We start from the raw sequence: 25,121 nt of genomic DNA on the forward strand, positions 1-25,121 counted from the left end.
GCCTCACTCAGGGGGTAACGTCGCTTTTAAACCATTTCTCGCTCAGTTTTTTTACCGTCCCATCGGCCAGCGCCGCCTGAATGGCGCTATCCAGTTTCGCTTTGAGATCGGTATCGGTGAGGCGCACGCCCATCGCCTCACCGCCTCCCCAGATCGGCCCGCTCATCAGCGGACCGCTCAATGCCAGATTGTTATTCTCCGGTCGCGACAGGGTGGTGTTGGCAAAGGTAATATCATCAAACACCGCATCGATGCGCTCAGCCTGCAGGTCGAGGATCGCATCCGCTGAGTTGTTATATTCCCTGATGTCAGCGATATCCTTGAAATACTTATCAATAAACGGGGTGTACACGGTGCCGGAAGCGATGCCGATAGTTTTCCCTTTCAACGCCGCGCGCAGAGGCGCAATCGCCGCCTGAATCTCTTTCTCATCATCATGAAGCTTGACCGTCGGAGACGGAGGGAGCAGCGACCCTTTTACCGCAATGAAAGAGGCCGGCGTGGCAGCGTAGGCCTGGGTAAACGCCACGACCTTCGATCGCTCCGGGGTGACGACAATAGCGTCCATGATCACGTCATATTTTCCGGCGTTAAGTCCGGCAATCATGCCATCCCAGTTCTGTACCACCAGCTTGCATTCGATCTGCATCCGCTGGCATAAATTCGCCATGAGCTCAGGTTCGAAGCCGCTCAACTTCCCTCCGGGAAGCGTCAGGTTCCAGGGTTCATAGCCGCCTTCCGTAGCGATGGTGATTGATTTCCACTCTTTAGCGTATGTTGAGCCACCAGACAGCAGTAGCCCCGAAAACAGGGTGACCAGGCAGGCCTGGCGGAAAGTAATACGCTGTTGCATTTTCATTCTCCCGATCGCGTTTTGTCATGATGGCTCTGGTCACTGCGATAAGATAATTCGTAGATGACTGCTCATGTATATACAAGCATTGACAAACCCACACACGCGCTCGATGATGGATTTGTGAGCCCTGTTGTAAATAATTTGTAAGCATGTTGCGACACACTTGTAACAAAAACCATCCACCCTCTGAATTCCGCCGAGCAGACCATGATCTTTTTTTTTGATATCGCCACCTTACCCATCACGCCGTGGAAGAACGGTGCCGGTGCCACCCGGGAAATTATCGCCGTTCCTTCCACAGACGCCCCCTTTCTCTGGCGAGCCAGCATCGCCACTCTGCAGGCGGATGGTCCTTTTTCCCCCTTCCCCGGCGTCGATCGGGTGATCACCCTGCTGGCGGGACAACCGCTACGACTGTGCGGCGAGGACATCGACCATCCGCTGACGCTCTGGCAGCCGTGGGCGTTCCCCGGCGAATGGGCGCTGTCCAGCGTCGGGATCGTTGAGCCAGGGCTGGACTTCAATATCATGACCCAGCGCGGACGTGCCTCGGCGAGAGTAAAGGTGATAAACGACCAGCAACGCCCTGCTACTGAGGGAGTCGCTTATGTTCTTCAGGGCGAGTGGGATCTGGCCGGGCAGCGAAGCGCGGCCGGCAGCGGTCTCTGCTGGCGCGGTGAATCCCCTGGCGAGCTGCAGCCCCTCAGTGCCAACGGGTGTCTGCTGCTGGCGGAGATCGCGCTCAAATAATCATCAGAAGAGAGAGTATACTGGAGCTATCGCGATACGCTTTTGCTCCGCACGCCGCGGGCGCGGCTGAAAAATATCGTGACACAAGGGGTCGTCAGTGGGATATAATTCCCGGCTAAATTTGAGTTATTTTGAAATAACAATGTTAACGTTATGATTGTTAAAGTAAAAATAAGCAATAACGATAAGGATTAAAGCTATGGGTTTTCTTTCCGGTAAGCGCATTTTGATCACTGGCGTCGCCAGCAAACTGTCCATCGCCTACGGTATTGCGCAAGCAATGCACCGCGAAGGCGCGGAACTGGCATTCACCTATCAGAATGAAAAACTGAAAGGTCGCGTAGAAGAATTTGCTGCCGCGCTGGGTTCTGACATTGTGCTGCCGTGCGACGTTGCTGAAGATGAGAGCATCACCGCGCTGTTCACCGAGCTGGAAAAAGTCTGGCCGAAATTCGATGGTTTCGTCCACTCTATCGGTTTTGCCCCGGCTGACCAGTTAGACGGCGACTACGTTGACGTTGTCACCCGCGACGGCTTTAAAATCGCGCACGACATCAGCGCCTACAGCTTCGTGGCGATGGCCAAAGCCTGCCGCAGCATGCTGAACCCGGGCTCTGCTCTGCTGACGCTCTCCTACCTGGGCGCAGAGCGCGCGATCCCGAACTACAACGTAATGGGTCTGGCCAAAGCCTCTCTGGAAGCTAACGTCCGCTATATGGCTAACGCCATGGGTCCGGAAGGCGTTCGCGTCAACGCCATCTCTGCCGGTCCGATCCGTACGCTGGCTGCTTCTGGCATTAAAGATTTCCGTAAAATGCTGGCGCACTGCGAAGCGGTCACCCCGATCCGTCGCACCGTCACCATTGAAGATGTGGGCAACAGCGCAGCCTTCCTGTGCTCTAACCTGTCCGCGGGTATCTCCGGTGAAGTCGTTCACGTTGACGGCGGGTTCAATATCGCCGCCATGAACGAGCTGGAACTGAAGTAAGTTCTTTCCCTCCTCACCCCGGTGAGGAGGGTTCTTCCTTCCCCCCATCCCTTACGCTCCCCCTGTTATTCCAATCGGCTATTTGTTAGCACGTATCAATATTTTCTCCTGCTTCCGGGTTACGCCAGGATAGTTCTGCATAAACGATCCGCGGAACGGCGGTTCGCCACATACCGAACAAGGAAAGCCCATGGAGCCACGCCGCGTGAATGGCAAAAACCACTGGTATCACGAAACCCAGTCAACAATCTGCCCGGTGGATGTTCTACCGCTTGTCCCTGAAGCCGCCCATGTTGAAGACCGCTTTTTGCTGGACCTGACGCTGCCGGAAGCCTGGCTACACATCCACGCAGGCTGGCTGCACCCCGCTCGCCAGCTGGCAGAGCGGTTGTTTCCCGACCAGGTGGCGGTGAGTCGCCTGCAGACCTTTACCGCCTACGATCGCCTGAGCACCGCGCTGACTGTCGCCCAGGTTTATGGTGTCCAGCGGTTGTGTAACCACTATGCCGCCCGCCTGGCTCCCCTCCCTGGCCCTGACTCTTCGCGCGAGAGCAACCGTCGCCTGGCGCAGATCACTCAGTATGCTCGTCAGCTCGCCAGTTCGCCCTCCGTCATTAACGCCCTCTCGCGCAGCCAGCTGGACGAAGTGGGTTTAACCAGCCGGGATATTATCCTGATCAACCAGATTATCGGTTTCGTGGGCTTCCAGGCCCGGGCGATTGCCGTCCTGCAGGCGGCGCTGGGCTATCCGGTGCGCTGGATCCCCGGCATGCCTCAGCAAGAGGAGGCCCCTGCAGAACTGTTCACCGCGCCACCAGGAGAGTGGCAGAGCGACCTTGAGGACCCCGATCTGCAGTATGCCGATGATGAGCGCCAGCGGCGCATCGCCGGCTGGCAGTCGCTGCCCGGTCTGGGTGAGCTGGCCCCACTGCTGGCCTGCGACCCACCGTTGTTCACGCCTCTGGAGACCTTGATCCGCCAGCTCAGCACGGATGATACCTTTGGCCCGCAGGTCGCCTTACTCGCAGCGCGCACCAACGGCAGCCCCACCTGTTTTGACGCCTGGATCCCCCACTGGCAGGGTGAAGAGGAGTTCGCCAGCCATCTGCGGGAGGGCGACCAGGCCCTCCATCACTGGCTCCAGCAGCATCCTCAGTCCCGGTCTCTCGTGACCGCGGTGCAGCTGTTAACCCGCTCGCCGGACCGGTTTAGCGCCGCCCAGTTAACGCCCCTCGCGGAATATGGACTCTCTGCGGAACAAGCGATCGATCTGTTGACCTGGAGCGGGCTGTGCGGATGGATGAATCGTCTGAAAATCGCCCTCGGCAATGTGCGTCAGCAGACGTAAATTGCTGAAACAGCGCTTGCTGCGGCAGGCATATTCGCGTAAAAATGTCAGCCGCTCTTTTAGCCACGAAAATACCTAATTATGTTTCAGGATAACCCGCTGCTAGCGCAGCTTAAACAGCAACTGCATTCCCAGACGCCGCGCGCGGAAGGGGTCGTTAAGGGCACGGAAAAGGGCTTTGGCTTCCTCGAAGTGGACGCTCAGAAGAGCTACTTCATTCCGCCGCCGCAGATGAAAAAAGTGATGCATGGCGACCGTATCGTCGCGGTGATCCATTCTGAAAAAGATCGCGAAAGCGCCGAACCAGAAACCCTGGTTGAGCCGTTCCTGACCCGTTTCGTCGGTAAAGTCCAGAAGAAAGACGATCGCCTCGCTATCGTTCCTGACCATCCGCTGCTGAAAGATGCCATTCCCTGCCGCGCCGCCCGTGGCGTTGAGCATGATTTCAAACAGGGTGACTGGGCCGTCGCCGAGATGCGCCGTCATCCGTTAAAAGGCGACCGCGGGTTTTACGCGGAGCTGACCCAGTTCATCACCTTCAGCGACGATCACTTCGTCCCCTGGTGGGTAACCCTGGCGCGCCATAACCTTGAAAAAGAAGCGCCGGACGGCGTGGCCGCGGAAATGCTCGATGAAGGGCTGACGCGCCGCGATTTAACCGCTCTCGACTTCGTCACTATCGACAGCGCCAGCACCGAAGATATGGACGATGCGCTGTATGCCGAATCCACTGCTGATGGCAAACTGCTGCTGACGGTCGCCATTGCTGACCCGACCGCCTGGATTGCCGAAGGTAGCAAGCTGGATAAGGCCGCAAAAGTGCGCGCCTTTACCAACTATCTGCCGGGCTTCAATATTCCGATGCTGCCCCGCGAGCTGTCAGACGACCTGTGCTCCCTGCGCGCTAACGAAGTGCGCCCGGTGCTGGCCTGCCAGATGACTCTGGCGGCCGATGGCACCATCGAAGACAACATCGAGTTCTTTGCCGCCACCATCGAGTCGAAAGCCAAGCTGGCCTATGACGATGTCTCTGACTGGCTGGAAGGCCGCGGCAGCTGGCAGCCGGGCAGCGACGCGATCGCGCAGCAAATTACACTGTTGAAGGACGTGTGCCAGCGTCGTAGCGAATGGCGTCAAACCCATGCGCTGGTGTTCAAAGACCGTCCGGACTACCGTTTCGTTCTTGGCGAAAAAGGCGAAGTGCTGGATATCGTCGCGGAACCACGTCGCATTGCCAACCGTATTGTCGAAGAGTCGATGATCGCCGCCAACATCTGTGCCGCCCGCGTTCTGCGCGACAAGCTCGGCTTCGGCGTTTATAACGTCCATACCGGCTTCGACCCGGCGAATACCGAACAGCTGGCGGCGCTGCTGAAAACCCACGACGTGCACGTCGACCCGACGGAGGTGCTGACGCTGGAAGGGTTCTGCAAGCTGCGCCGGGAACTGGACGCCCAGCCGACCGGATTCCTCGACAGCCGCATCCGCCGCTTCCAGTCGTTTGCGGAAATCAGCACCGAGCCAGGCCCGCACTTTGGCCTCGGCCTTGAGGCCTATGCCACCTGGACCTCGCCGATCCGTAAATATGGCGACATGATCAACCACCGTCTGCTGAAGGCCATCATCAAAGGCGAGACCATTGCGCGCCCGCAGGATGATGCCACCGTACAGATGGCGGAGCGCCGTCGTCTTAACCGGATGGCAGAGCGCGACGTCGCCGACTGGCTGTATGCCCGTTTCCTCAACGATAAAGCCGGGACCGATACCCGTTTTGCGGCGGAGATCATCGACATCAGCCGCGGCGGGATGCGCGTGCGCCTGGTGGACAATGGCGCGGTCGCCTTTATTCCGGCCCCCTTCCTCCACGCCGTTCGCGACGAACTGGTGTGCAGCCAGGAGAACGGCACCGTGCAGATCAAGGGCGACGTGGTCTACAAAGTGACTGACGTTATCGATGTCACCATCGCCGAAGTCCGCATGGAAACCCGCAGCATTATTGCGCGTCCGGCAGTCTGACGCCTCTTCACAGCGGTTCCTCCGGGAACCGCTGCTTCTTTCCTCTCCATCCTGCTATTTCCGTCGCACCGATTAAGGTTGTGCGTTTTTTTCGCTTCTCTTTTTCATCCATTTTTAGCATCATTGATTTCATTCGTTTTTGTTACCAGGATAATGCCATGTCAGATGTGAATGCCCACCTGCTCGCCCAACGTATCGATACCGTGCTGGATATTCTGGTTGCCGGTGATTACCACTCTGCGATCCATAATCTGGAAATCCTCAAAGCGGAGCTGCTGGCACTGGCGGCGGACGACGCTGAGCAAAAAAACCAGCCCAAGGCTCCCTGGGAAATCTGATTATCGCCCATGCCGCAACCGGTGACTCATACCGGTTGCTCGCCATATAGCCCCCTAACAGTGATGTTGCTATGAACGCCCGACAACAAAGTATTTTGCAAGTGGTCATTGATAAAGGCCGGATGAGCGTCGCCGATCTGGCGAAGATGACCGGTGTCTCAGAGGTCACCATTCGCCAGGATCTGAATCTGCTGGAAAAGCAGAGCTATTTGCGCCGCACCCATGGCTATGCAGTCCCACTGGACAGTGAAGATGTTGAAACCCGCATGATGACCCATTTCGCCATTAAACGTGAACTGGCCAGCCGGGCGGCGGCGCTGGTAAGCGCCGGCGAAACGGTATTCATCGAAAACGGCAGCAGCAACGCCCTGCTGGCGCGCACCCTCGCCGAACGCGGCGATATCACCATCATAACCGTCAGCAGCTATATCGCCCATCTGCTGAAAGAGACGCCGGGAGAGGTGATCCTGCTGGGCGGGATTTACCAGAAACGCAGTGAAAGCATGGTGGGCCCGCTGACCCGCCAGTTCATCCAGCAGGTGCATTTCAGCAAAGCCTTCATCGGGATCGATGGCTGGCAGGCAGAAACCGGCTTTACCGGTCGCGATATGATGCGTGCGGATGTGGTTAACGCCGTGCTGGAAAAGCACTGTGAAGCGATTATTCTCAGCGACAGCTCGAAATTCAGCGCGGTTCATCCCTATCCCCTCGGTCCCGCCGGGCGCTTTAACCGCGTTATTACCGACGATCGCCTGCCGGCCGCCTGCCGCGACCAGTTACTGCACAGCGGCCTGACCGTCGATATCGTGCCATACGTCTGATCTTTACCCGCCCCGAGCCATGCCAATGCGCCATTCGGGGCGATATTACGCTCTGAGAGTATTCCGAGCCGCTAATTAAGATTTTTTACCTGACGATACATTTAAAAAAAAGTAAAATTATTATTAGCGATATAACAGGAAGTGACTATCACCTGCGTGATTTTCGTGACACCTGCGCACCCTAACTTCATGGAATTGCCCTAAAGCTGCTATTTCAGGCTATGCTTAAAGGAGCGTAGTATCCATGAATAGATTATTCAGGAGAAAAAAATGATGACTTCAACGAGCAAAAAAATGGCTGCCGTCGTTCTGGCTGTCACTGTAGCAATGTCTCTGAGCGCTTGTTCTAACATGTCTAAACGCGACCGTAACACCGCTATCGGTGCTGGCGCCGGCGCCATCGGTGGTGCGGTGTTAACTGACGGTAGCGCACTCGGAACCCTGGGTGGCGCGGCGGTCGGTGGTATTATTGGTCACCAGGTTGGCAAATAATATAATTACCTGACGAAATAAAAGAATAATTCACACGAATTGACTTACGCACGTTAAATCATTCAAGGCCGCGGCATTCACCGCGGCCTTGTTATTTCAGAATTACTTTAATTATTGCCGAAATAGCACTCAGCCACCGGCTAACTTAACCTTCATTCCTTTCGCCTCGAGCAGCGATTTGAGCAAATCCCGTTTGTCACCCTGGATCTCGATCACGCCATCTTTCACCGCACCGCCGCAGCCACATTTCTTTTTCAGCTCTGCAGCCAGGGCGTTCAGCGCGGCATCGTCAGCATCGATGCCGCTAATCAGGCACACGCCTTTGCCCTTGCGACCGCTGGTCTGGCGCTGAATACGAACAATACCATCGCCTTTAGGCCGCACCGGCGCCGGTTTCGCTTCGTCGATACGCCCGGTTTCCGTGGAGTAGACCAGGCGGCTATTGGAATCGCTCATTATGCCTCCTTTGACAACGAGACGTTGATTGCCCGCAGCGTTGCGGCAGGATCGGCCGACTGAGTGACCGGGCGACCAATAACCATATAATCCACCCCCGCCGCCTGGGCCTGCTCGGGGGGCATAATCCGCCGCTGATCCCCGGCCTCGCTCCCCTGCGGACGGATCCCCGGGGTCACCAGCTTAAACGCCTGCCCCAGCTCCTGTTTGAAGCGCACCGCCTCCTGAGCTGAGCACACGACCCCGTCAAGACCACAGCGTTGGGTCAGCGCTGCCAGCTTCGCCGCGTAATCAGCCGGGGATAAGGTAATGCCCAGATCCTGCAGGTCGCTGGCCTCCATGCTGGTGAGTACGGTGACAGCGATCAGCAGCGGAGCCTCTTTACCAAACGGCAGCAGCGCTTCACGCGCGGCGGTCATCATCCGCGCGCCGCCGGAGGCATGGACATTCACCATCCATACGCCGAGTTCGGCCGCCGCCGCCACCGCGCGGGCCGTGGTATTGGGGATATCGTGAAACTTAAGGTCAAGGAACACCTCAAACCCGCGCTGGTGCAGATCGCGAACAAACTGCGGGCCCAACAGGGTGAACATCTCTTTACCCACCTTCAGGCGGCAGTCTCGCGGGTCGATGCGGTCGACAAATGCCAGCGCTTTATCGCGATTATCATAGTCGAGCGCAACCACAACGGGAGAGGATGTGACAGCGCGGGAAGATGTGATAGCTGTAGACGTCATGACCAGACCTTAGTGTTGATGGGCGCCAGGGCGGCGCAAAAAAGGTAAACGGGCAGCATTCTACCTGTGATGCTAACAAAATAACAGACTGCTGTAGTAGCGCTGGCCGGACGATGGCGCTGCCGGGGCCGCGTCTGGAGAGGAGAAAAACGATGAGTATGTTGTAACTAATGGAGGGATTTTTTTTGACTTTATTGGCCGTCGAGACCGCGAATGGGTTTGATGGTGGCCCACGAGCGGCAGGATGGGCAGTGCCAGTAGAGCGTATGAGCAGTAAAGCCGCATTTCTGGCAGCGATAGCGCGGTTTGCTGCGCACCTGCTCGCCGACCATGTTTCTTAGCACCCCGAGGCTTTCTTTAGCGCGCCCTTCTTCCGCTTCGTTGAGATGGTAGTCCATCAGCTTATGGAAGACGCGCATGGTCGGGTGACGTTCCAGCTGCCGGGTAACGTAGTTTTGCGCGGCTTCGACCCCTTCCCGTTGCTCGAGGATCTGCGCCAGCATCAGTTCAGCGGTGGCCCCGGTGTTCTCATCCACACAACGGCGCAGGAAAACCTCCCACTCTTCGGCTTTATCCAGTTGCTGGTAGCAGGTCTGCAGCATCTCCAGCGTCTCACCGACCAGCTCTTTATCCTGATCGATAACCCGCTCAAGGCTCTCTACCGCTTTGGCGTAATCACCCTTTTCCATCCACACCCGGCCCATCATTATTGAGACCCGGGCGCTGTTGCGGTCTGCTGCGGCGCCTTTCTTCAGCAGCGCCATCGCTTTATCCAGATCGTTGGCCGCCATCTGCTGCAGGGCCAGCTCACACCAGAAATTGGCGATTTCGCCACGATGTTTCTCTTTACCCAGCTTCACCAGCCGTTCAGCGACTTCGATCGCTGACTGCCAGTCGCTGGTCGCCTGGTAGATCTGCAGCAGCTGCTGCAGAGCGCTCAGGCGGAAATCGGTCTCATCCACCAGCTGTTTGAACATATCTTCCGCACGATCGTACAACCCGGCGGCCATATAGTCGCGCCCCAGCTGCTGGACGGCCAGCAGGCGCTGATCGTAGGTTAACGATGCGCTTTCCATCAGGCTCTGATGGATACGGATCGCGCGGTCAACCTCGCCGCGCGAGCGGAACAGGTTACCGAGCGTCAGGTGGGCCTCAACGGTGCCGGTATCCTCTTTCAACATATCAAGGAACAGATCGACGGCTTTATCCTGCTGGTTGCTGAGCAGGAAGTTAACCCCCGCCACGTAATCCCGTGACAGGCGGTTGGCATCGTCCTGTTTGGACTGTTGTGCACTTCTGCGCCCCATGTACCAGCCGTAGGCGGCGGCAACGGGTAAAAGCAGAAACAACAACTCCAGCATAAGAGGTTATTCCTTCACGGCAGGCACGCCTGCGTCGACAGCGACCGGGCTGACGGGGGCAATCTGGTGCTCAAGGCGCTTAATTTTCCGCTCCGCGCGCGCCAGCGAGACACGCACCCGCAGCCAGAACAAGCCGCAGATCAGCCAGCCAATGGCAAAGCCTGCGGCGAACAGCACCGCCAGCAGCGTCGAAATGCGGAATTCACCCTGCGCGAGTAAATAGTTGAACGTGACCTGTTGGTCATTCTGCGCCCCCAGCGTCACTGAAATGACGAAGATTGCTAGCACCAGTAAGAAAATGAGTAAATATTTCACATGACTTCCCGTTATGTGGGTTGCGCGAAAAAAAGCCCGCTTTCAGCCCTATAAAGTATCATTTTCGCCGCAGCGGTGGAATGAAAAAGCATGGCAACTGTACAGGATATGCGGTCGGATGCCGCTAAAATCAACATTATTCCGCTTCTGGCATCCGTTTTTTAATATCCTGCGCCTCTTCTCCCGGCGGCGAGAGCGGCCCGCACAGGCGCTGCGTCAACCAGCAGGCCACCGTGACCAACAGCCAGGAGATCAGCGTGGCGACAATGAGATCCAGCGGCCAGTGCATGCCCAGCGCCAGGCGACTGCCCATCACCGCCGTCGCCCATACCAGCAGCACGGCGACCGTGCCCCAACGCCGACGCGGCCACAGCAGCCCGGCGGCCAGCAGCGCCCAGCTGGCGGCGAACATCGTGTGACCCGACGGGAAAGCAAAGCCTGTCTCTTTCTGCCAGTGCTTGCGTAAAAACGGCGGAATGTCCTGCGCCTGCGCCAGCTGGGCATGCACCAGTTTAGCGCGTTCTTTACGCTTCAACGCATAGAATTGCGTCACCGGCACCTGTCTTGAGTTTTCCAGCCAGATGACAAAGGGTCTCGGCTCCTGAACCCGCGCTTTGACCCAGGATTTAACCCCCTGTCCCACCAGGATGGCGGCGGCAAGAATCAGGAACAGGATCAGTGCCGCGCGCAGCCGGTAGCGAAGACACCAGAGAAACCAGCCGCACAGTGCAACATGCGTGATAATTCCCCACGGCTGCGTCACCGTTTCCGTCACCCACCAGAGGGTTTTCAACATAGCAACCGGCAGTCCTGGCTGCCACAGCCAACCAGACAGCCAGACCGTAACAGGCATAACAAGCAGCAGCGCCGCCGCGAGAGCGGTTCGTCGGGCAATCAACAGCATTTTCTCTCCTTCTCCTTGTAGATGAACATCATAGCGGAAAGTAGTTCGTTTGTGCGCTTTCCACGCGGCTAACCGTTCGCGATTAGGAGAACGTCCCGGCCTTGTGGCAAAATAGCGGCAAACAGAAAGCACATTCAGGTGCTGACAGAATCTGGAGAATCACATGCAGCTTAAACGTGTGGCAGAAGCCAAACTGCCAACCCCATGGGGCGATTTCCTGATGGTGGGTTTTGAAGAACTGGCAACCGGACAAGATCATGTCGCGCTGGTGTATGGCGATATCTCGGGGCAGTCGCCGGTCCTGGCCCGCGTCCATTCAGAGTGTTTGACGGGCGATGCCCTGTTTAGCCTGCGCTGTGATTGCGGCTTTCAGCTGGAAGCGGCCCTGTCGCATATCGCCGAAGAAGGTCGGGGGATCCTGCTCTATCACCGCCAGGAAGGACGCAACATTGGTTTATTGAATAAAATCCGCGCCTACGCGCTGCAGGATCAGGGCTACGACACCGTTGAGGCGAACCATCAGCTGGGCTTCGCCGCCGATGAGCGCGACTTCACCCTGTGCGCCGATATGTTCAAACTGCTCAACGTTGAGCAGGTTCGGTTATTAACCAATAACCCGAAAAAAGTGGAAATTCTTACCGAAGCCGGGATCAACATTGTGGAGCGGGTACCGTTGATCGTCGGGCGTAACCCGAAAAATGCTCACTACCTGGATACTAAAGCCGCCAAAATGGGCCATTTGCTGAACAGCAAGCCGGCGGAATAAACCGATTGAATAAAAGAGAAAGGGCCAGCGATGCTGGCCCTTTGTTTTACAGCATATTGCGGATAACGTAGTGCAGGATGCCGTCGTTGCGGTAGTAGGTGAGCTCGGTCGCGGTGTCGATACGGCACCGACAAGGGATCACTTCCTGCGAGCCGTCAGGGCGAGTCAGGGTCACCGGCACCGTAGCGCCAGGCTGAAGCGACTGCAGATTGCTGATATCAATCCGCTCTTCCCCGGTCAACTGCAGCGTTTTACGGGTGACGCCCTGCGGGAACTCCAGCGGCAAAATCCCCATCCCGATCAGGTTGGAGCGGTGGATACGTTCGAAGGACTCGGCGATCACCACCCGAATGCCCAGCAGGCGCGGCCCCTTCGCCGCCCAGTCGCGGCTGGAACCTGAGCCATACTCCTTACCGGCAATCACCGCCAGCGGTATGCCTTCCGCTTTATACTGCATCGCCGCATCGTAGATCGCCACCGGCTCGCGGTCCGGCAGATGTCGGGTCATACCGCCTTCCACTCCCGGTACCATTTCGTTACGAATACGGATATTGGCGAAGGTGCCGCGCATCATCACCTCATGGTTACCGCGACGGGAACCATAGGAGTTAAAGTCGCGCCGGGCAACCCCATGCTCCTGAAGATAGCGGCCTGCCGGGCTATCGGCTTTGATGCTCCCCGCCGGCGAAATGTGGTCAGTGGTCACTGAATCGCCCAGCATGGCGAGGATCCGCGCGCCAAGAATATCCTCTACCGGCAGCGGTTCGACGCCCATCTCGTCAAAGAACGGCGACAGGCGAATATAAGTCGAGTCCTCCTGCCAGTCATAGGTATCTGACGCCTCCACCTTGATTGCTTTCCACTCCTCGGTACCGGAAAACACTTCCGCGTACTCTTTGCGGAACATCTCAGTGGAGACCTGTTCCACCGCACGGGCAATCTCCTCCCCACTCGGCCAGATATCTTTCAGATAAACCGGTTCGCCATCGCTGCCCTGCCCCAACGGCTCGCGGGTGAGATCGATATTCATGTTCCCCGCCAGGGCGTAAGCGACGACCAGCGGCGGCGAGGCCAGCCAGTTGGTTTTCACCAGCGGATGGATACGCCCTTCGAAGTTACGGTTACCGGAAAGCACCGCCCCGACGGTCAGATCGCCCTTTTTGATCGCCTCTTCAATAGGTTCCGGCAACGGACCGGAGTTACCGATACAGGTGGTACAGCCATATCCCACCAGATTGAAGCCGAGCTGGTCGAGGTAAGGCGTCAGGCCGGCATGAGCCAGATAATCCGACACCACTTTCGAGCCTGGCGCCAGGGAAGCTTTTACCCACGGCTGCGGCTGCAGGCCACGCTCGACGGCTTTTTTCGCCAGCAGACCGGCGGCCATCAGCACGCTGGGGTTGGAGGTATTGGTACAGGAAGTAATGGCCGCAATGGCCACGGCGCCGTCCGGTAGCGAATAGTGATGCCCGTTCAGCGTATAATCCACCGGCTGGCGCTGACGCTGAGGATGGTTAACTTCCAGCTCGCCGCTGGCAGCAAAGGCTTTCGGCACATCGCCGAGCGCCACGCGATCCTGCGGCCGTTTCGGCCCGGCAAGGCTTGCCTCAACGCTGCCCATGTCCAGCGCCAGGGTGCTGGTAAAGACCGGCTCATCGCCCGGCTGGCGCCACATGCCCTGCGCTTTGGCATAGGCTTCCACCAGGGCGACCTGTTCTTCGCTACGGCCGCTCAGACGCATATAGCTAAGCGTCACATCATCGATCGGGAAGAAACCACAGGTGGCGCCATATTCCGGGGCCATATTGGCGATAGTGGCGCGATCGGCCAGGGGTAAGGTATCCAGGCCATCGCCGTAGAATTCAACAAACTTGCCGACGACACCGTGCTGGCGCAGCATCTGGGTGACCGTCAGCACCAGATCGGTGGCGGTGATGCCTTCGCGCAGTTTGCCGCTGAGCTTAAAGCCCACGACATCCGGGATCAGCATCGACACCGGCTGACCCAACATGGCGGCTTCCGCTTCAATCCCGCCCACGCCCCAGCCCAGTACGCCGAGACCGTTAATCATGGTGGTATGAGAGTCGGTGCCCACCAGGGTATCCGGCCACGCCATCCACTTCCCATTCACCTCTTCGCTCCAGACGGCCCGACCGAGGTATTCCAGGTTGACCTGGTGACAAATACCGGTGCCCGGCGGCACTACGCTGAAGCGGCTGAAGGCCTGTTGTCCCCAGCGCAGAAAAGCGTAACGTTCGTGGTTACGCTCCATTTCCAGACGGACGTTATCTTCGAAGGCCTCGTCATCGCCGAAACGGTCGACGGTGACCGAGTGGTCGATCACCAGGTCGACGGGCGACAGCGGATTCACTTTCGCGGTGTCGCCGCCCAGGCGCTTCACCGCCTCGCGCATGGCGGCCAGATCCACGACTGCCGGCACGCCGGTAAAGTCCTGCATCAGGACGCGCGCGGGACGGTAAGCTATCTCCCGGTCGGCATGGGCCTGTTGCAGCCAGCCGGCCAGGGCACGAATATCTTCTTCTGTCACCGAGTCACCGTCCTGCCAGCGCAGCAGGTTCTCCATCAGCACCTTCAGCGACTTAGGCAGTCGACTGAGATCGCCCAGCTGTTTCTCTGCCAGCGGCAGACTATAGTAATGCCAGGTTTTCTCGTTGACCAGCAGCGTGTCCTTACTGGCTTCTCGTAGGGTTGACGACATAGCTCCTCCTTTATCTCAGGGATGGCATACCCTGATTCTCCTCAGGGTATCCATTAAAGATAACACATACCGAGCATAACACTTTGATAACAACCCAAATTGCTAAATGCGCCGAGGTCGACAGTGATTAATAGGGAATTATCCTGGAATCGGAGAAATAGCACCAAAATAGTGCAGAAGCGATGATAAAGACGATATTGTATTAGTACACGAGGACAAAAAAAGAGCTAATCGGCCAGCTGGCTATGATTAGCTCTTGTGAGTGATTTCAGATTGGATGAATCCAGCGGCAAAATATATTCTCCCTGTATTGCCGGTCACTGATTTTATATTACAGTTTCCTTTCACTGTCATAAAAATGACATGTATCTACAACGATGACCTACAGCTTTAGCTGACAATCCAGATGTTGCAGATGGTAAGCGCGATGATGCTCCAGAACATCGCCAGCCCTACCAACACTACGCCCCATACGCGACTACGCAGAACGGGATCGATTTCGGTTTTGTCATTCTCGTATGACATCGCCAGTTTCATGTAATCGATATTACTTATCATATTGTCACCACCAATTGCTCAAATCATCAGGTACAGATAAATCTTAATTATGGATAAAAGATTAATCCAGTGAATTTAGGCCTGATGGAATATATTTAACCGGTTATTTGATCGCGGCGGGCATAATGACAAACGTGTTGCCAGAAATTATTAATTTTGTGATTGGTTCGAGGTTTAAGATGTTAAATTAGGACCATGATAGTCAATGGCACTCCCCACAGGGAATGCCATTATTTTTTTAAGGGTTATTTTTCCGGAAGTTTTATATCTTTAAACATCGCTTCAATATCTTCATTTGACCGCAAAGCCACCGCGGTATCCACGACATCCCGGGTCAGATGGGGTGCAAAACGTTGAATAAAATCATACATGTAGCTTCGTAAGAAGGTGCTACGGCGGAAACCAATTTTGGTGGTGCTGTGGCTGAATATGCCGTTCGCATCCAGCTTCACCAGGTCCGGGTCAGAGACCGGATCGACTGCCATGCTGGCTATCACCCCGACCCCAAGCCCCAGGCGAACATAGGTTTTGATCACGTCGGCGTCAGTGGCGGTGAAGACAATGCGCGGCGTCAGACCCGCACGGTTAAACGCGGTATCCAGTTCCGAACGGCCGGTAAAGCCAAAGGTATAGGTCACCAGCGGGTACTGCGCCAGCTCTTCAATGGAAACCGAGCCCTTCGCGGCCAGAGGATGCTCAGGCGTCACCACAATCGACCGGTTCCAGTGATAGCATGGCAACATCACCAGATCGTCATACAGATGCAGCGCCTCGGTGGCAATGGCGAAGTCGGCGTTGCCTTTCGATACGGCTTCTGCAATCTGGGTTGGCGAGCCCTGATGCATATGCAGCGACACGCGCGGGTAGCGTTCAATAAAGCCCTTGATCACCCCCGGTAACGCATAGCGCGCCTGAGTATGGGTCGTCGCCACATATAACGACCCTTTATCAGGCCAGGTATGCTCCCCGGCGACAGATTTAATCGCATCGACTTTCGATAATACCTCGCGGGCGATACGGATGATCTCCTGCCCGGCAGGTGTCACCTGAGTTAAATGTTTGCCGCTGCGGGCGAAAATCTGGATGCCCAGCTCATCTTCCAGCATGCGGACCTGCTTACTGATGCCCGGCTGGGAGGTATAAAGCCCTTCGGCGGTGGATGAAACATTCAGGTTATGGTTCACCACCTCTACGATGTAGCGAAGCTGTTGTAGTTTCATGCTGATATCCGTTTGCGCGTAAAATGAAGCCGCTTAATACACTTTACGTTCAGGCAACTTGTCGACCGTGAGGCCAGCCTCCCGGCAGTTGGCCGTAGTGGCGCCGCAACGCATCCTGAAAGCGATGATGTATAAGACGTTTTAATAATAAAAAAGGGATTAGCTATAACCACTATATCATTTATATCAACAGTGTATAGATACTAACGAAAAATAATATAGGTGGTTATAAGGGGAAGAAAAGATCATCCAGAAGGGGAAACGACGCGGCAGAGGCATCCACTGCCTCTGCCGGCCGTTAGTGCAGGAAAAGCGCGCTTTTCCTGCCTGATACTGCACGATTACTTTTTGGCTTCAGTCCATTTACCGTCAATAAAGAAGGCTGACCAGCCGGTCGCTTTACCCTCTTTTTCTGAAGCCACATACTGCTGTTTCGTTTTACGGCTAAAGCGCACCAGCGTTTTATTACCTTCCGGATCCTGCTGCGGCGCATCGGCGAGATAGCGCAGTTTTTCCGGCAGACGATCGCGGAAGCGGTACAGCTCTTCCACCAGCGGCGCACGCGTTTCCCGTGATTTCGGGAAGGTGTTGGCCGCCAGGAAGACACCCGCCGCCCCGTCGCGCAACACAAAGTACGCGTCAGACTTCTCGCACGGCAGCTCCGGCAGCGGCACCGGATCTTCCTTCGGCGGAGCCACTTCGCCGTTGCGCAGGATCTTACGCGTGTTCTTACACTCGTCGTTGGTACAGGCCATGTACTTGCCGAAACGCCCCATTTTCAAGTGCATTTCAGAACCGCACTTCTCGCACTCCACTACCGGACCGTCATAGCCCTTGATGCGGAACTCGCCCTCTTCAATCTCATAGCCGTCACAGGTCGGGTTATTACCACAGACGTGCAGTTTACGCTTAGGATCGATAAGGTAGCTGTCCATTGCGGTCCCGCACTTCTGACAGCGACGTTTGGCACGCAGCGCGTTGGTTTCCGCGTCATCGCCTTCCAGCACGTTGAGGACTTCGTTTTCCGGCACCAGGTTGATGGTGGTTTTGCAACGCTCTTTCGGCGGCAGAGCATAGCCCGAACAGCCGAGGAAAACACCGGTGCTGGCGGTACGGATGCCCATTTTACGTCCACAGGTCGGGCAGTCGATGCTGGTAAGCACCATCGGGTTCGGCTGCATGCCGCCCTCTTCCGGATCTTTCTCTGCGGTCTCCAGCTGAGTGGTAAAATCGCCGAAGAAGTGGTTCAGCACCTCTTTCCATTCGGCCTGGTGGTTGGCTACCTGGTCGAGACGATCTTCCATCTGCGCGGTGAAGTCGTAGTTCATCAGATCGCGGAAGTTTTCTTCCAGCCGATCGGTGACGATTTCGCCCATTTTCTCCGCATAGAAACGACGGTTTTCCACCCGCACGTAGCCGCGATCCTGAATGGTCGAGATGATCGAAGCGTAGGTGGAAGGACGGCCGATGCCGCGTTTTTCCAGCTCTTTGACCAGCGAAGCTTCGCTGAAGCGCGCCGGCGGCTTGGTAAAGTGCTGCGCAGGCGTCAGCTCCACCAGGCTCAGGCGGTCGCCCTGTTTAACCACCGGCAACGTCCGGTCTTCATCGCCCTTGCGCAGCGCCGGCATCACTTTGGTCCAGCCGTCGAAACGTAAGGTACGACCGCGCGCTTTCAGTTTGAAATCGCCCGCCGCCACGGTCAACGTGGTGGAATCGTATTGCGCCGGCGTCATCTGACAGGCGACAAACTGGCGCCAGATCAGCTGATAGAGCTTCTGCGCATCGGCTTCCATATCTTTCAGCGTTTCCGCCAGCACGCTCACATCAGAAGGACGAATCGCTTCGTGCGCTTCCTGCGAGTTTTCTTTGCTGGCGTACTGGTTAGCGCTCTCCGGCAGATATTTTTTGCCAAAGTTGTCGCTGATATAACCGCGAACCATGTTCAGCGCGTCCTGACTCAGGTTGGTGGAGTCGGTACGCATATAGGTGATGTGCCCCGCCTCATAGAGACGTTGAGCCATCATCATGGTCTTTTTCACGCCGAAGCCGAGACGGGTGCTGGCCGCCTGCTGCAGCGTGGAGGTGATGAACGGCGCGCCCGGCTTGCTGCTGGTCGGCTTGTCTTCTCGCTCCAGCACGCTGTAGCTGGCTTTTTCCAGCAGCGATACCGCCGCCATGGTCTCATCACGGCTGACTGGACGGAACGGCTTATCGTCTTTGTGAGTCACCTGCAGAGGCAGCGCGTCGCCGCCCGGCGTGGTGGTGCTGGCATCAACTTCCCAGTACTCTTCCGGGACGAAGGCTTTGATTTCACGCTCACGTTCCACCACCAGGCGGACCGCAACGGACTGCACGCGCCCGGCAGAAAGACCACGGGCAATTTTCTTCCACAGCAGCGGCGAGACCATATAGCCCACCACGCGGTCCATAAAGCGGCGCGCCTGCTGGGCGTTAACCCGATCGATATTCAGTTCGCCCGGCTTTTCGAAGGCCTGACGAATAGCGTTTTTGGTGATCTCATTGAACACCACGCGGCTGTAACGCTGTTCATCGCCGCCGATCACTTCCCGCAGGTGCCAGGCAATGGCTTCCCCTTCGCGGTCAAGGTCGGTTGCGAGATAGATGTGGTCAGCTTTTTCCGCCAACTGTTTGAGTTCTGAAACTACCTTTTCTTTACCCGGAAGTACTTCATAGTGCGCATTCCAGTCATGCCATGGGTCCACGCCCATGCGGTTAACCAGAGCACCACGTTCGTCCTTTTTAGGCTTTTTAGCCCCTTTGGTGGCGGTAGAGTCGGTGCTCTTTTTGGAAGCTGATCCACTGGTCGGCAAATCGCGGATATGACCGACGCTGGATTTCACCACGTAGTCATTACCCAGATACTTATTGATCGTTTTGGCTTTTGCCGGGGACTCAACGATAACGAGAGCTTTACCCATATTCACCTTTACCTAATTTGATTCATCCAGGAATACATCGCACATTCATACACCCTCCACTGGCGACTGCCTCATATGTTGCGGCACCGTCGGTGAATATCAACCCTGAACACCCGCTTCATCTCCGTAAAACCAGGCGTTTGAGTTTGCTGACTTTTTTTCGTCAGGTGACATAGCACGAAGAATTTTTGGCCGAATGTCAAGCAAATCTGTTGCCAGATCGCCGAAAGCGTCACACTGTACCTGATAAAATTCGTTACGCAACTTTATTAGCATGCAAAAGCGAAACCCGCCAGTAAACGGCTGTTTCTCCACTGGTTACGATTACCCCTGTTTTGTCCATGGAAAATTTGCCCCACGCCGCCGCGCGGCGTAAACTACGCGCGGAGAAAAAGAGGAGTCCGTTATGCAAGGTACAACCCAACCTATCGATCGCCAGACGCTGCTCGAAAAAGCCAACAAACTTATTCGCGAACATGAGGATACGTTAGCCGGTATCGAAGCCACCGACGTCGTTCAGCGCAACAATGTCCTGGTGTTTAGCGGTGAGTTTTATCTTGACGAGCAGGGTTTACCGACGCCGAAGAGTACGGCGGTATTTAACATGTTTAAGTACCTCGCCCACGAGCTGTCGGACAAGTATCACCTGGTCGATTAAGGCCAGTGGAAACGATAACGCGAGGCCCTGGCCTCGCGTTATGTTGTTTACATCAGCGGTTTCTGACCGCGCTGCCACCAGCGCAGCAGAAGTCGATCGGCGCTCTCCGCGGCGCTACCAGTGAAGCGGTCGAGCATTTTTTTACGCTGTTGATAACGCACCCCGATCACCTCGTGGCTCTCCATGAGCCCCAGCAACAGCTCATCGCTGGTTTCAACCGCATCCACCAGCCCTTTTTCCAGCGCCTGCACCCCGTACCAGTGCTCGCCGGTAGCTACCTGTTCAATATCAAGTCCAGGACGCATCCGATGGACGAAATCCTTGAACAGATGGTGCGTCTCATTGAGATCCTCACGGAACTTGCGCCGCCCTTCTTCGGTATTTTCGCCCAGCATAGTGAGCGTCCGTTTGTACTGCCCGGCGGTATGCAGTTCGATATCAATATCTTTGTTCTTCAGGAAGCGATGGAGGTTAGGGATCTGCGCCACCACGCCAATGGAGCCAAGGATCGCAAACGGCGCCGACACGATTTTGTTGGCCACGCAAGCCATCATATAGCCGCCGCTGGCCGCCACTTTATCAACCGCCACCGTCAGCGGGATCTGTTTGTCGCGCAACCGCTGCAGCTGAGAGGCTGCAAGCCCATAACCGTGAACCACCCCGCCGGGGCTTTCCAGACGAATCACCACCTGGTCACGCGCTTTCGCCGCCGCCAGCACCGCCGTGATCTCTTCCCGCAGGCTGTTGACCTCATGGGCATCCATGCTGCCTTTGAAATCCAGCACCCAGGCGCGCGGCTTGCCTTCCGGCTCCACGTTACCCAGCTTCGCCCGCGCTTTCGCGGCCTTCGCCTCTTGTTTTTGCTTTTTCTTCTGCGCTTTATGCCACTGTTTCTGCTGCGGGCCGTCAAGCAGCGCCACCGCCAGCGATTCCTTCATCTCTTTGTAATGCTCGCTAAGATTGGTCACCCGCAGTTCGCCGCGCTGCTTCTTACGCTGGGCCAGGTTGACGATAATAGCGGCAATCACCGCGATAGCGACGACAACCGTCGCGATCTTGGCTAAAAATAAGCCGTACTGAGCAAGTAATTCCACGTTTTCACCTTGTGTAAAGCACTGACGTTGCTGCACAGTGTACATCAGCCCCTGGCGAGAAGTCTTTGTGCTTTGTGTCTTGTGCGCAGCGGATTCCGTTTTTTTTCAGCGAGGCTGAAATCGTTGCAAGATATTAATTTTCTGAATACTTTCCGCTTCGCCGATTGCAATGGCGAGCACTTTCAGGCATAACAGCGCAAAAGTGAGATACCAAAGATGAAGCGCGATCGGGAACCGATCGCCCAAGGAGTCGCCGTGCATTATCAACCGCAACGCCACTTGCTGAAAGATCGCATCATCCTGGTCACCGGCGCCAGCGACGGGATTGGTCGTGAAGCGGCCCTGACCTACGCGCGCTATAGCGCCAGCGTGATTCTGCTTGGCCGCAACGACGAAAAACTGCGCGCCGTCGCCCAGGAGATTGAACGCGAGGGCGGCCTTCCCGCCCGCTGGTTTACCCTCGACCTGCTAACCTGCACGCCGCAGGCGTGCCAGCAGCTGGCGCAGCAGATAAGTATGCACTATCCCCGTCTTGACGGCGTGCTGCACAACGCCGGCCTGCTCGGCGACATCTGCCCCATGGACGAGCAGAAGCCGGAGGTCTGGCAGCAGGTGATGCAGGTGAACGTCAATGGCACTTTTATGCTGACCCAGGCGCTTCTTCCTTTATTACTCCGTTCGGATGCGGGCTCGCTGGTCTTCACCTCGTCCAGCGTAGGCCGTCAGGGCCGCGCCAACTGGGGCGCCTATGCGGTCTCCAAATTCGCCACCGAAGGGATGATGCAGGTGCTGGCCGACGAGTACCAAAGCCGTCATCTGCGGGTGAACTGCATCAACCCCGGCGGCACCCGCACCGGGATGCGCGCCAGCGCCTTCCCGACGGAAGATCCGCTAAAACTGAAGACCCCCGCTGACATTATGCCCGTCTATCTGTGGCTGATGGGTGACGACAGTCGCCGCAAGACGGGAATGACCTTTGACGCCCAACCGGGCCGTAAGCCAGGAATTGCCCAATGAGTGATGAACGCTACCGCGAACGCCAGCAGCGGCTGAAAGATAAAGTTGACGCCCGGGTGGCGGCAGCCCAGGACGAACGCGGCATTGTGATGGTCTTTACCGGCAACGGCAAAGGCAAAACCACCGCCGCCTTTGGCACCGCGACCCGCGCCGTCGGCCACGGCAAAAAAGTCGGCGTGATCCAGTTTATCAAGGGGACCTGGCCTAACGGTGAGCGTAACCTGCTGGAACCCCACGGCGTCGAATTTCAGGTGATGGCGACAGGCTTCACCTGGAACACCCAGGATCGCGACAGCGACACCGCCGCCTGTCTGGCGGTCTGGGAGCATGCCCGCCGTATGCTGGCTGACGACCAGCTCGATCTGGTGCTGCTGGATGAGCTGACTTACATGGTGGCGTACGATTACCTGCCGCTGGAGTCGGTGCTAAGCGCCCTGCGTGAGCGTCCTGCCCATCAGTCGGTGATCATTACCGGCCGCGGCTGCCATCGCGATATTATTGAACTGGCGGATACCGTCAGCGAACTGCGTCCGGTCAAGCATGCGTTTGATGCCGGGATTAAAGCGCAGATGGGAATTGACTACTGAGGGCCTGATACGGCGAAAGGCAGGACGCGTTCCGGCGGCAATCCACCGGAACGCACAACATTAACCGTTGGTCTTATTGCGAGTACTGGAACGACGGTTGCTGTTGTTACCCTGGCGCGGGTTAGCGCTGGTCTGGCTGTGACGCTTCACCGCCCGACGGATCTGATTGGCTTTCATCCGGCGACGGTCTTTCTCGACGGCAACTTTAGAACTGGTTTCCGGCGTCAGCTCCACCAGCTCGCGCAGGTAGTTGGTCTGCGCCAGGTCCAGTTCGGTATAGCCGCCGCGCGGCAGGCCTTTCGGCAGCAGAATATCGCCATAGCGCACGCGGATCAGACGGCTGACCTGCACGCCGACCGCTTCCCACAGGCGACGCACTTCGCGGTTACGCCCTTCGGTCAGGGTGACGTTGTACCACTGGTTAATCCCTTCACCGCCGGTGAATTTGATGGTTTTAAATGCTGCCGGACCATCTTCTAACTGCACGCCACGAGACAGCTGACGCAGCTTATCATCATCCACCTGGCCGAAAACGCGAACGGCGTACTCACGCTCGACTTCACGGCTCGGATGCATCAGGCGGTTTGCCAGTTCGCCATCGGTGGTGAACAGCAGCAGGCCACAGGTGTTCACGTCCAGACGGCCAACGGCAATCCAGCGCGCGCCGCGCAGTTTTGGCAGGCGATCAAACACCGTCGGGCGCCCTTCCGGATCGTTACGGGTGCACAGCTCGCCTTCCGGCTTATAGTAAGCCAGCACGCGACAGATCTGCTCAGCAGACTCTTTCACCGAGATCAGATGACCATCGATACGAATTTTTAAACCGGGGACGATTTCCACACGATCGCCGAGGGTGGCGATTTTTCCGTCGACGCTGACGCGGCCAGCTTCGATTTTCGCTTCAATTTCACGGCGGGAGCCGTGGCCGGCGCGGGCCAGCACTTTTTGCAGTTTCTCGCTCATTGAGCTTCCTTAAGGTGTCGCCTTCCCAGGCGTCTGGTATGCTTTATGAAACAATGAGGCCTGTATGAACAACTCATTGTTACGTATATACTTTTTACGTAAAGTCTCGCTGGCATGCGCAAAACATTCACCGCGAGCCCGTAATCGTGGCCGAACATACTACACTAACTTCGTCGGGAAAGCTTCTGTTCGCCGTATCGCACCTTGAGTATGGAACAGATTTTCCTCATTCTCCTGTGCGCCTTCACACATAGAGATCTTTACCGGACAGTGATCCTCCTCACTGCGCGCCCTCCTCAACAACAGCCGGGCGCTGGCCGAGCAGCCAGTCGCGAAAACAGCGGTTGGCAGGCGCCAGCAGCGCGGTCTCGTGGTAAACCAGATGATAGGCCAGCGGACAGGCGATGGGCTGCGCCAGAGGATTAACCAGCCGCCCCTGCGTCAGCGCAGACGCTATGAATGAACGTCGCAGTAATGCCATCCCCATACCAGCGAACGCCGCCTCCGTCACGCCGTTGGAATCAGTGAACACCGGACCGCGGCGCGCGCGGTCCGGCTCCAGCCCCACGGCCTCACACCACAGCGCCCAGTCTTCACGATGCTCATCGTGCAGCAGCGGATACTGCAGCAGATCGCCCGCACCGGCGAGGGACCGGCGCGGAGCAATCAGTTGCGGACTGCAGACCGGGATAAGGTCGTCATCCAGCAGGCGGTAAGCCTGCAGTTCCGGCCAGCCGCCGACACCATGACGCACGGCAAAATCGATCCCTTCACTCAGCAAATCTACTCGCCGGTTGGTGGTGCCGATCTGGATCTCAATCTTTGGATAACGTCGTTCAAAATCAGCCAGCCGCGGCAGCAGCCACTGAATGGCGAAGCCGCTGGTACAGCTGAGCGTCACCTTTTCTGGCCCCGCGGGCACCTGCAGGCGCTGGGTGGCGGCGGCTATCTGGAGAAAGGCGGGCTGAACGGCCCGCAGGTAGATCTCCCCCACCTCCGTTAACTGTAACTGTCGGGGAGTACGAATAAAAAGCGGGGTATTCAGCGCTTCCTCGAGGCGGGCAATTTGCTGGCTGACGGCGCTTGCCGTAACGCAAAGCTCACTGGCGGCCTGCTTCAGACTAAGCAGCCTTGCCGCCGCTTCAAAGCAGCGCAGCGCATTCAGCGGTGGAAGTTTCATCGACATGGCATCTCAGTTAAGAATAACTTAATCATGTA

The 25,121-nt window shown here is 56.9% G+C and carries 24 protein-coding genes; 11 read left to right on the forward strand and 13 right to left on the reverse strand.

All coding sequences use genetic code 11. The features are described 5' to 3' along the window. Nucleotides 1-7 precede the first annotated feature (7 nt). The gene (locus tag AS136_RS20440) at nucleotides 8-853 is read right to left on the reverse strand and encodes a transporter substrate-binding domain-containing protein (protein ID WP_023322435.1); all 846 of its coding nucleotides are present in this window, start codon (nucleotides 851-853) and stop codon (nucleotides 8-10) included. Nucleotides 854-1,063: 210 nt separating this feature from the next. Here AS136_RS20440 and AS136_RS20445 point away from each other — a divergent pair, with 210 nt between their 5' ends. The 7 genes from AS136_RS20445 (at nucleotide 1,064) to osmB (ending at nucleotide 7,609) form a co-directional block, all read left to right on the forward strand. Beyond that, the gene (locus AS136_RS20445; RefSeq protein ID WP_008807798.1) at nucleotides 1,064-1,606 is read left to right on the forward strand and encodes a HutD/Ves family protein; all 543 of its coding nucleotides are present in this window, start codon (nucleotides 1,064-1,066) and stop codon (nucleotides 1,604-1,606) included. Between the two features lie 199 nt (nucleotides 1,607-1,805). Further along, entirely contained in the window at nucleotides 1,806-2,594 is a 789-nt protein-coding gene (gene fabI / locus AS136_RS20450; protein WP_008807797.1) for an enoyl-ACP reductase FabI, read from the forward strand. A gap of 190 nt (nucleotides 2,595-2,784) precedes the next feature. Next, nucleotides 2,785-3,942 carry a carboxymuconolactone decarboxylase family protein gene (locus AS136_RS20455; protein WP_023322434.1) on the forward strand — a complete coding sequence of 386 codons (1,158 nt, stop codon included), beginning with the start codon at nucleotides 2,785-2,787 and terminating at the stop codon, nucleotides 3,940-3,942. 81 nt (nucleotides 3,943-4,023) lie between these two features. Next, nucleotides 4,024-5,958, forward strand: a complete 1,935-nt coding sequence (locus AS136_RS20460; RefSeq protein ID WP_023322433.1) for an exoribonuclease II — start codon at nucleotides 4,024-4,026, stop codon at nucleotides 5,956-5,958. Between the two features lie 158 nt (nucleotides 5,959-6,116). Continuing rightward, the gene (yciZ, locus tag AS136_RS20465) at nucleotides 6,117-6,296 is read left to right on the forward strand and encodes a protein YciZ/DeoL (RefSeq protein WP_012542045.1); all 180 of its coding nucleotides are present in this window, start codon (nucleotides 6,117-6,119) and stop codon (nucleotides 6,294-6,296) included. A gap of 71 nt (nucleotides 6,297-6,367) precedes the next feature. Continuing rightward, entirely contained in the window at nucleotides 6,368-7,117 is a 750-nt protein-coding gene (yciT, locus tag AS136_RS20470) for a DNA-binding transcriptional regulator YciT (protein ID WP_008807793.1), read from the forward strand. A 273-nt stretch (nucleotides 7,118-7,390) separates the two neighbouring features. Next, entirely contained in the window at nucleotides 7,391-7,609 is a 219-nt protein-coding gene (osmB, locus tag AS136_RS20475; protein ID WP_002901783.1) for an osmotically-inducible lipoprotein OsmB, read from the forward strand. 129 nt (nucleotides 7,610-7,738) lie between these two features. On the opposite strand, the gene yciH is transcribed toward osmB, so the two are convergent. The 5 genes from yciH to pgpB all read right to left on the reverse strand — a co-directional run bounded on the left by yciH (nucleotide 7,739) and on the right by pgpB (nucleotide 11,382). Then, the gene (gene yciH, locus AS136_RS20480; protein WP_008807792.1) at nucleotides 7,739-8,065 is read right to left on the reverse strand and encodes a stress response translation initiation inhibitor YciH; all 327 of its coding nucleotides are present in this window, start codon (nucleotides 8,063-8,065) and stop codon (nucleotides 7,739-7,741) included. Continuing rightward, the gene (gene pyrF, locus AS136_RS20485) at nucleotides 8,065-8,802 is read right to left on the reverse strand and encodes an orotidine-5'-phosphate decarboxylase (RefSeq protein WP_023322432.1); all 738 of its coding nucleotides are present in this window, start codon (nucleotides 8,800-8,802) and stop codon (nucleotides 8,065-8,067) included. The genes yciH and pyrF overlap by 1 nt, the downstream gene beginning before the upstream one ends. Nucleotides 8,803-8,993: 191 nt before the next feature. Next, nucleotides 8,994-10,163: a lipopolysaccharide assembly protein LapB gene (gene lapB, locus AS136_RS20490; protein ID WP_023322431.1), complete on the reverse strand. Its 1,170-nt coding sequence runs from the start codon at nucleotides 10,161-10,163 to the stop codon at nucleotides 8,994-8,996. Nucleotides 10,164-10,169: 6 nt separating this feature from the next. After that, the gene (locus tag AS136_RS20495) at nucleotides 10,170-10,478 is read right to left on the reverse strand and encodes a LapA family protein (protein WP_012542047.1); all 309 of its coding nucleotides are present in this window, start codon (nucleotides 10,476-10,478) and stop codon (nucleotides 10,170-10,172) included. Nucleotides 10,479-10,614: 136 nt separating this feature from the next. Continuing rightward, nucleotides 10,615-11,382 carry a phosphatidylglycerophosphatase B gene (gene pgpB, locus AS136_RS20500; protein ID WP_008807789.1) on the reverse strand — a complete coding sequence of 256 codons (768 nt, stop codon included), beginning with the start codon at nucleotides 11,380-11,382 and terminating at the stop codon, nucleotides 10,615-10,617. A gap of 163 nt (nucleotides 11,383-11,545) precedes the next feature. Here pgpB and ribA point away from each other — a divergent pair, with 163 nt between their 5' ends. Then, nucleotides 11,546-12,148, forward strand: a complete 603-nt coding sequence (gene ribA / locus AS136_RS20505; RefSeq protein ID WP_008807788.1) for a GTP cyclohydrolase II — start codon at nucleotides 11,546-11,548, stop codon at nucleotides 12,146-12,148. 46 nt (nucleotides 12,149-12,194) lie between these two features. On the opposite strand, the gene acnA is transcribed toward ribA, so the two are convergent. The 4 genes from acnA to topA form a co-directional block, all read right to left on the reverse strand. Next, nucleotides 12,195-14,867: an aconitate hydratase AcnA gene (acnA, locus tag AS136_RS20510; RefSeq protein WP_023322430.1), complete on the reverse strand. Its 2,673-nt coding sequence runs from the start codon at nucleotides 14,865-14,867 to the stop codon at nucleotides 12,195-12,197. A gap of 390 nt (nucleotides 14,868-15,257) precedes the next feature. Beyond that, a complete protein-coding gene (locus tag AS136_RS27200) occupies nucleotides 15,258-15,425 on the reverse strand; it encodes a YmiA family putative membrane protein (RefSeq protein WP_002901776.1) in 168 nt (55 codons plus the stop codon). A gap of 245 nt (nucleotides 15,426-15,670) precedes the next feature. Beyond that, on the reverse strand, nucleotides 15,671-16,645 hold the full coding sequence (gene cysB / locus AS136_RS20515) for an HTH-type transcriptional regulator CysB (RefSeq protein WP_008807786.1): 975 nt from the start codon (nucleotides 16,643-16,645) through the stop codon (nucleotides 15,671-15,673). A gap of 341 nt (nucleotides 16,646-16,986) precedes the next feature. Next, the gene (topA, locus tag AS136_RS20520) at nucleotides 16,987-19,584 is read right to left on the reverse strand and encodes a type I DNA topoisomerase (RefSeq protein ID WP_008807785.1); all 2,598 of its coding nucleotides are present in this window, start codon (nucleotides 19,582-19,584) and stop codon (nucleotides 16,987-16,989) included. A 406-nt stretch (nucleotides 19,585-19,990) separates the two neighbouring features. Between topA and AS136_RS20525 the strand changes: the two genes are divergently transcribed. After that, nucleotides 19,991-20,242, forward strand: coding sequence for a YciN family protein (locus AS136_RS20525; RefSeq protein WP_002901761.1), 252 nt, complete (start codon nucleotides 19,991-19,993; stop codon nucleotides 20,240-20,242). A gap of 47 nt (nucleotides 20,243-20,289) precedes the next feature. Here the strand turns inward: AS136_RS20525 and sohB are convergent, their stop codons facing one another. Further along, nucleotides 20,290-21,336 carry a protease SohB gene (sohB, locus tag AS136_RS20530; RefSeq protein WP_008807783.1) on the reverse strand — a complete coding sequence of 349 codons (1,047 nt, stop codon included), beginning with the start codon at nucleotides 21,334-21,336 and terminating at the stop codon, nucleotides 20,290-20,292. Nucleotides 21,337-21,591: 255 nt separating this feature from the next. Here sohB and AS136_RS20540 point away from each other — a divergent pair, with 255 nt between their 5' ends. Together AS136_RS20540 and cobO are read left to right on the forward strand one after the other, a co-directional pair. Then, complete coding sequence (locus tag AS136_RS20540) at nucleotides 21,592-22,353, forward strand: YciK family oxidoreductase (RefSeq protein WP_008807782.1); 762 nt, start codon at nucleotides 21,592-21,594, stop codon at nucleotides 22,351-22,353. After that, nucleotides 22,350-22,940 carry a cob(I)yrinic acid a,c-diamide adenosyltransferase gene (gene cobO, locus AS136_RS20545; RefSeq protein WP_002901749.1) on the forward strand — a complete coding sequence of 197 codons (591 nt, stop codon included), beginning with the start codon at nucleotides 22,350-22,352 and terminating at the stop codon, nucleotides 22,938-22,940. The genes AS136_RS20540 and cobO overlap by 4 nt, the downstream gene beginning before the upstream one ends. Nucleotides 22,941-23,000: 60 nt before the next feature. Here cobO and rluB read toward each other — a convergent pair whose 3' ends face one another. Next, the gene (gene rluB / locus AS136_RS20550) at nucleotides 23,001-23,903 is read right to left on the reverse strand and encodes a 23S rRNA pseudouridine(2605) synthase RluB (RefSeq protein ID WP_008807781.1); all 903 of its coding nucleotides are present in this window, start codon (nucleotides 23,901-23,903) and stop codon (nucleotides 23,001-23,003) included. A 280-nt stretch (nucleotides 23,904-24,183) separates the two neighbouring features. Further along, complete coding sequence (gene gcvA / locus AS136_RS20555; protein ID WP_032691360.1) at nucleotides 24,184-25,083, reverse strand: transcriptional regulator GcvA; 900 nt, start codon at nucleotides 25,081-25,083, stop codon at nucleotides 24,184-24,186. Between the last annotated feature and the right edge of the window lie 38 nt (nucleotides 25,084-25,121).

Origin of the sequence: Klebsiella sp. D5A, from assembly GCF_001620885.1 — a bacterium.
GTDB lineage: Bacteria > Pseudomonadota > Gammaproteobacteria > Enterobacterales > Enterobacteriaceae > Klebsiella > Klebsiella variicola.

Excerpts from the sequence above, each read along its gene's own strand:
- topA (WP_008807785.1), bottom strand. The coding sequence starts at position 19,584 with ATGGGTAAAGCTCTCGTTATCGTTGAGTCCCCGGCAAAAGCCAAAACG.
- yciT (WP_008807793.1), top strand. The coding sequence starts at position 6,368 with ATGAACGCCCGACAACAAAGTATTTTGCAAGTGGTCATTGATAAAGGC.
- AS136_RS20445 (WP_008807798.1), top strand. The coding sequence starts at position 1,064 with ATGATCTTTTTTTTTGATATCGCCACCTTACCCATCACGCCGTGGAAG.
- AS136_RS20525 (WP_002901761.1), top strand. The coding sequence starts at position 19,991 with ATGCAAGGTACAACCCAACCTATCGATCGCCAGACGCTGCTCGAAAAA.
- rluB (WP_008807781.1), bottom strand. The coding sequence starts at position 23,903 with ATGAGCGAGAAACTGCAAAAAGTGCTGGCCCGCGCCGGCCACGGCTCC.
- pgpB (WP_008807789.1), bottom strand. The coding sequence starts at position 11,382 with ATGCTGTTGATTGCCCGACGAACCGCTCTCGCGGCGGCGCTGCTGCTT.
- AS136_RS27200 (WP_002901776.1), bottom strand. The coding sequence starts at position 15,425 with ATGATAAGTAATATCGATTACATGAAACTGGCGATGTCATACGAGAAT.
- pyrF (WP_023322432.1), bottom strand. The coding sequence starts at position 8,802 with ATGACGTCTACAGCTATCACATCTTCCCGCGCTGTCACATCCTCTCCC.
- AS136_RS20440 (WP_023322435.1), bottom strand. The coding sequence starts at position 853 with ATGCAACAGCGTATTACTTTCCGCCAGGCCTGCCTGGTCACCCTGTTT.
- fabI (WP_008807797.1), top strand. The coding sequence starts at position 1,806 with ATGGGTTTTCTTTCCGGTAAGCGCATTTTGATCACTGGCGTCGCCAGC.
- acnA (WP_023322430.1), bottom strand. The coding sequence starts at position 14,867 with ATGTCGTCAACCCTACGAGAAGCCAGTAAGGACACGCTGCTGGTCAAC.
- AS136_RS20460 (WP_023322433.1), top strand. The coding sequence starts at position 4,024 with ATGTTTCAGGATAACCCGCTGCTAGCGCAGCTTAAACAGCAACTGCAT.
- AS136_RS20455 (WP_023322434.1), top strand. The coding sequence starts at position 2,785 with ATGGAGCCACGCCGCGTGAATGGCAAAAACCACTGGTATCACGAAACC.
- osmB (WP_002901783.1), top strand. The coding sequence starts at position 7,391 with ATGACTTCAACGAGCAAAAAAATGGCTGCCGTCGTTCTGGCTGTCACT.
- yciZ (WP_012542045.1), top strand. The coding sequence starts at position 6,117 with ATGTCAGATGTGAATGCCCACCTGCTCGCCCAACGTATCGATACCGTG.
- cobO (WP_002901749.1), top strand. The coding sequence starts at position 22,350 with ATGAGTGATGAACGCTACCGCGAACGCCAGCAGCGGCTGAAAGATAAA.
- cysB (WP_008807786.1), bottom strand. The coding sequence starts at position 16,645 with ATGAAACTACAACAGCTTCGCTACATCGTAGAGGTGGTGAACCATAAC.
- lapB (WP_023322431.1), bottom strand. The coding sequence starts at position 10,163 with ATGCTGGAGTTGTTGTTTCTGCTTTTACCCGTTGCCGCCGCCTACGGC.
- yciH (WP_008807792.1), bottom strand. The coding sequence starts at position 8,065 with ATGAGCGATTCCAATAGCCGCCTGGTCTACTCCACGGAAACCGGGCGT.
- ribA (WP_008807788.1), top strand. The coding sequence starts at position 11,546 with ATGCAGCTTAAACGTGTGGCAGAAGCCAAACTGCCAACCCCATGGGGC.
- gcvA (WP_032691360.1), bottom strand. The coding sequence starts at position 25,083 with ATGAAACTTCCACCGCTGAATGCGCTGCGCTGCTTTGAAGCGGCGGCA.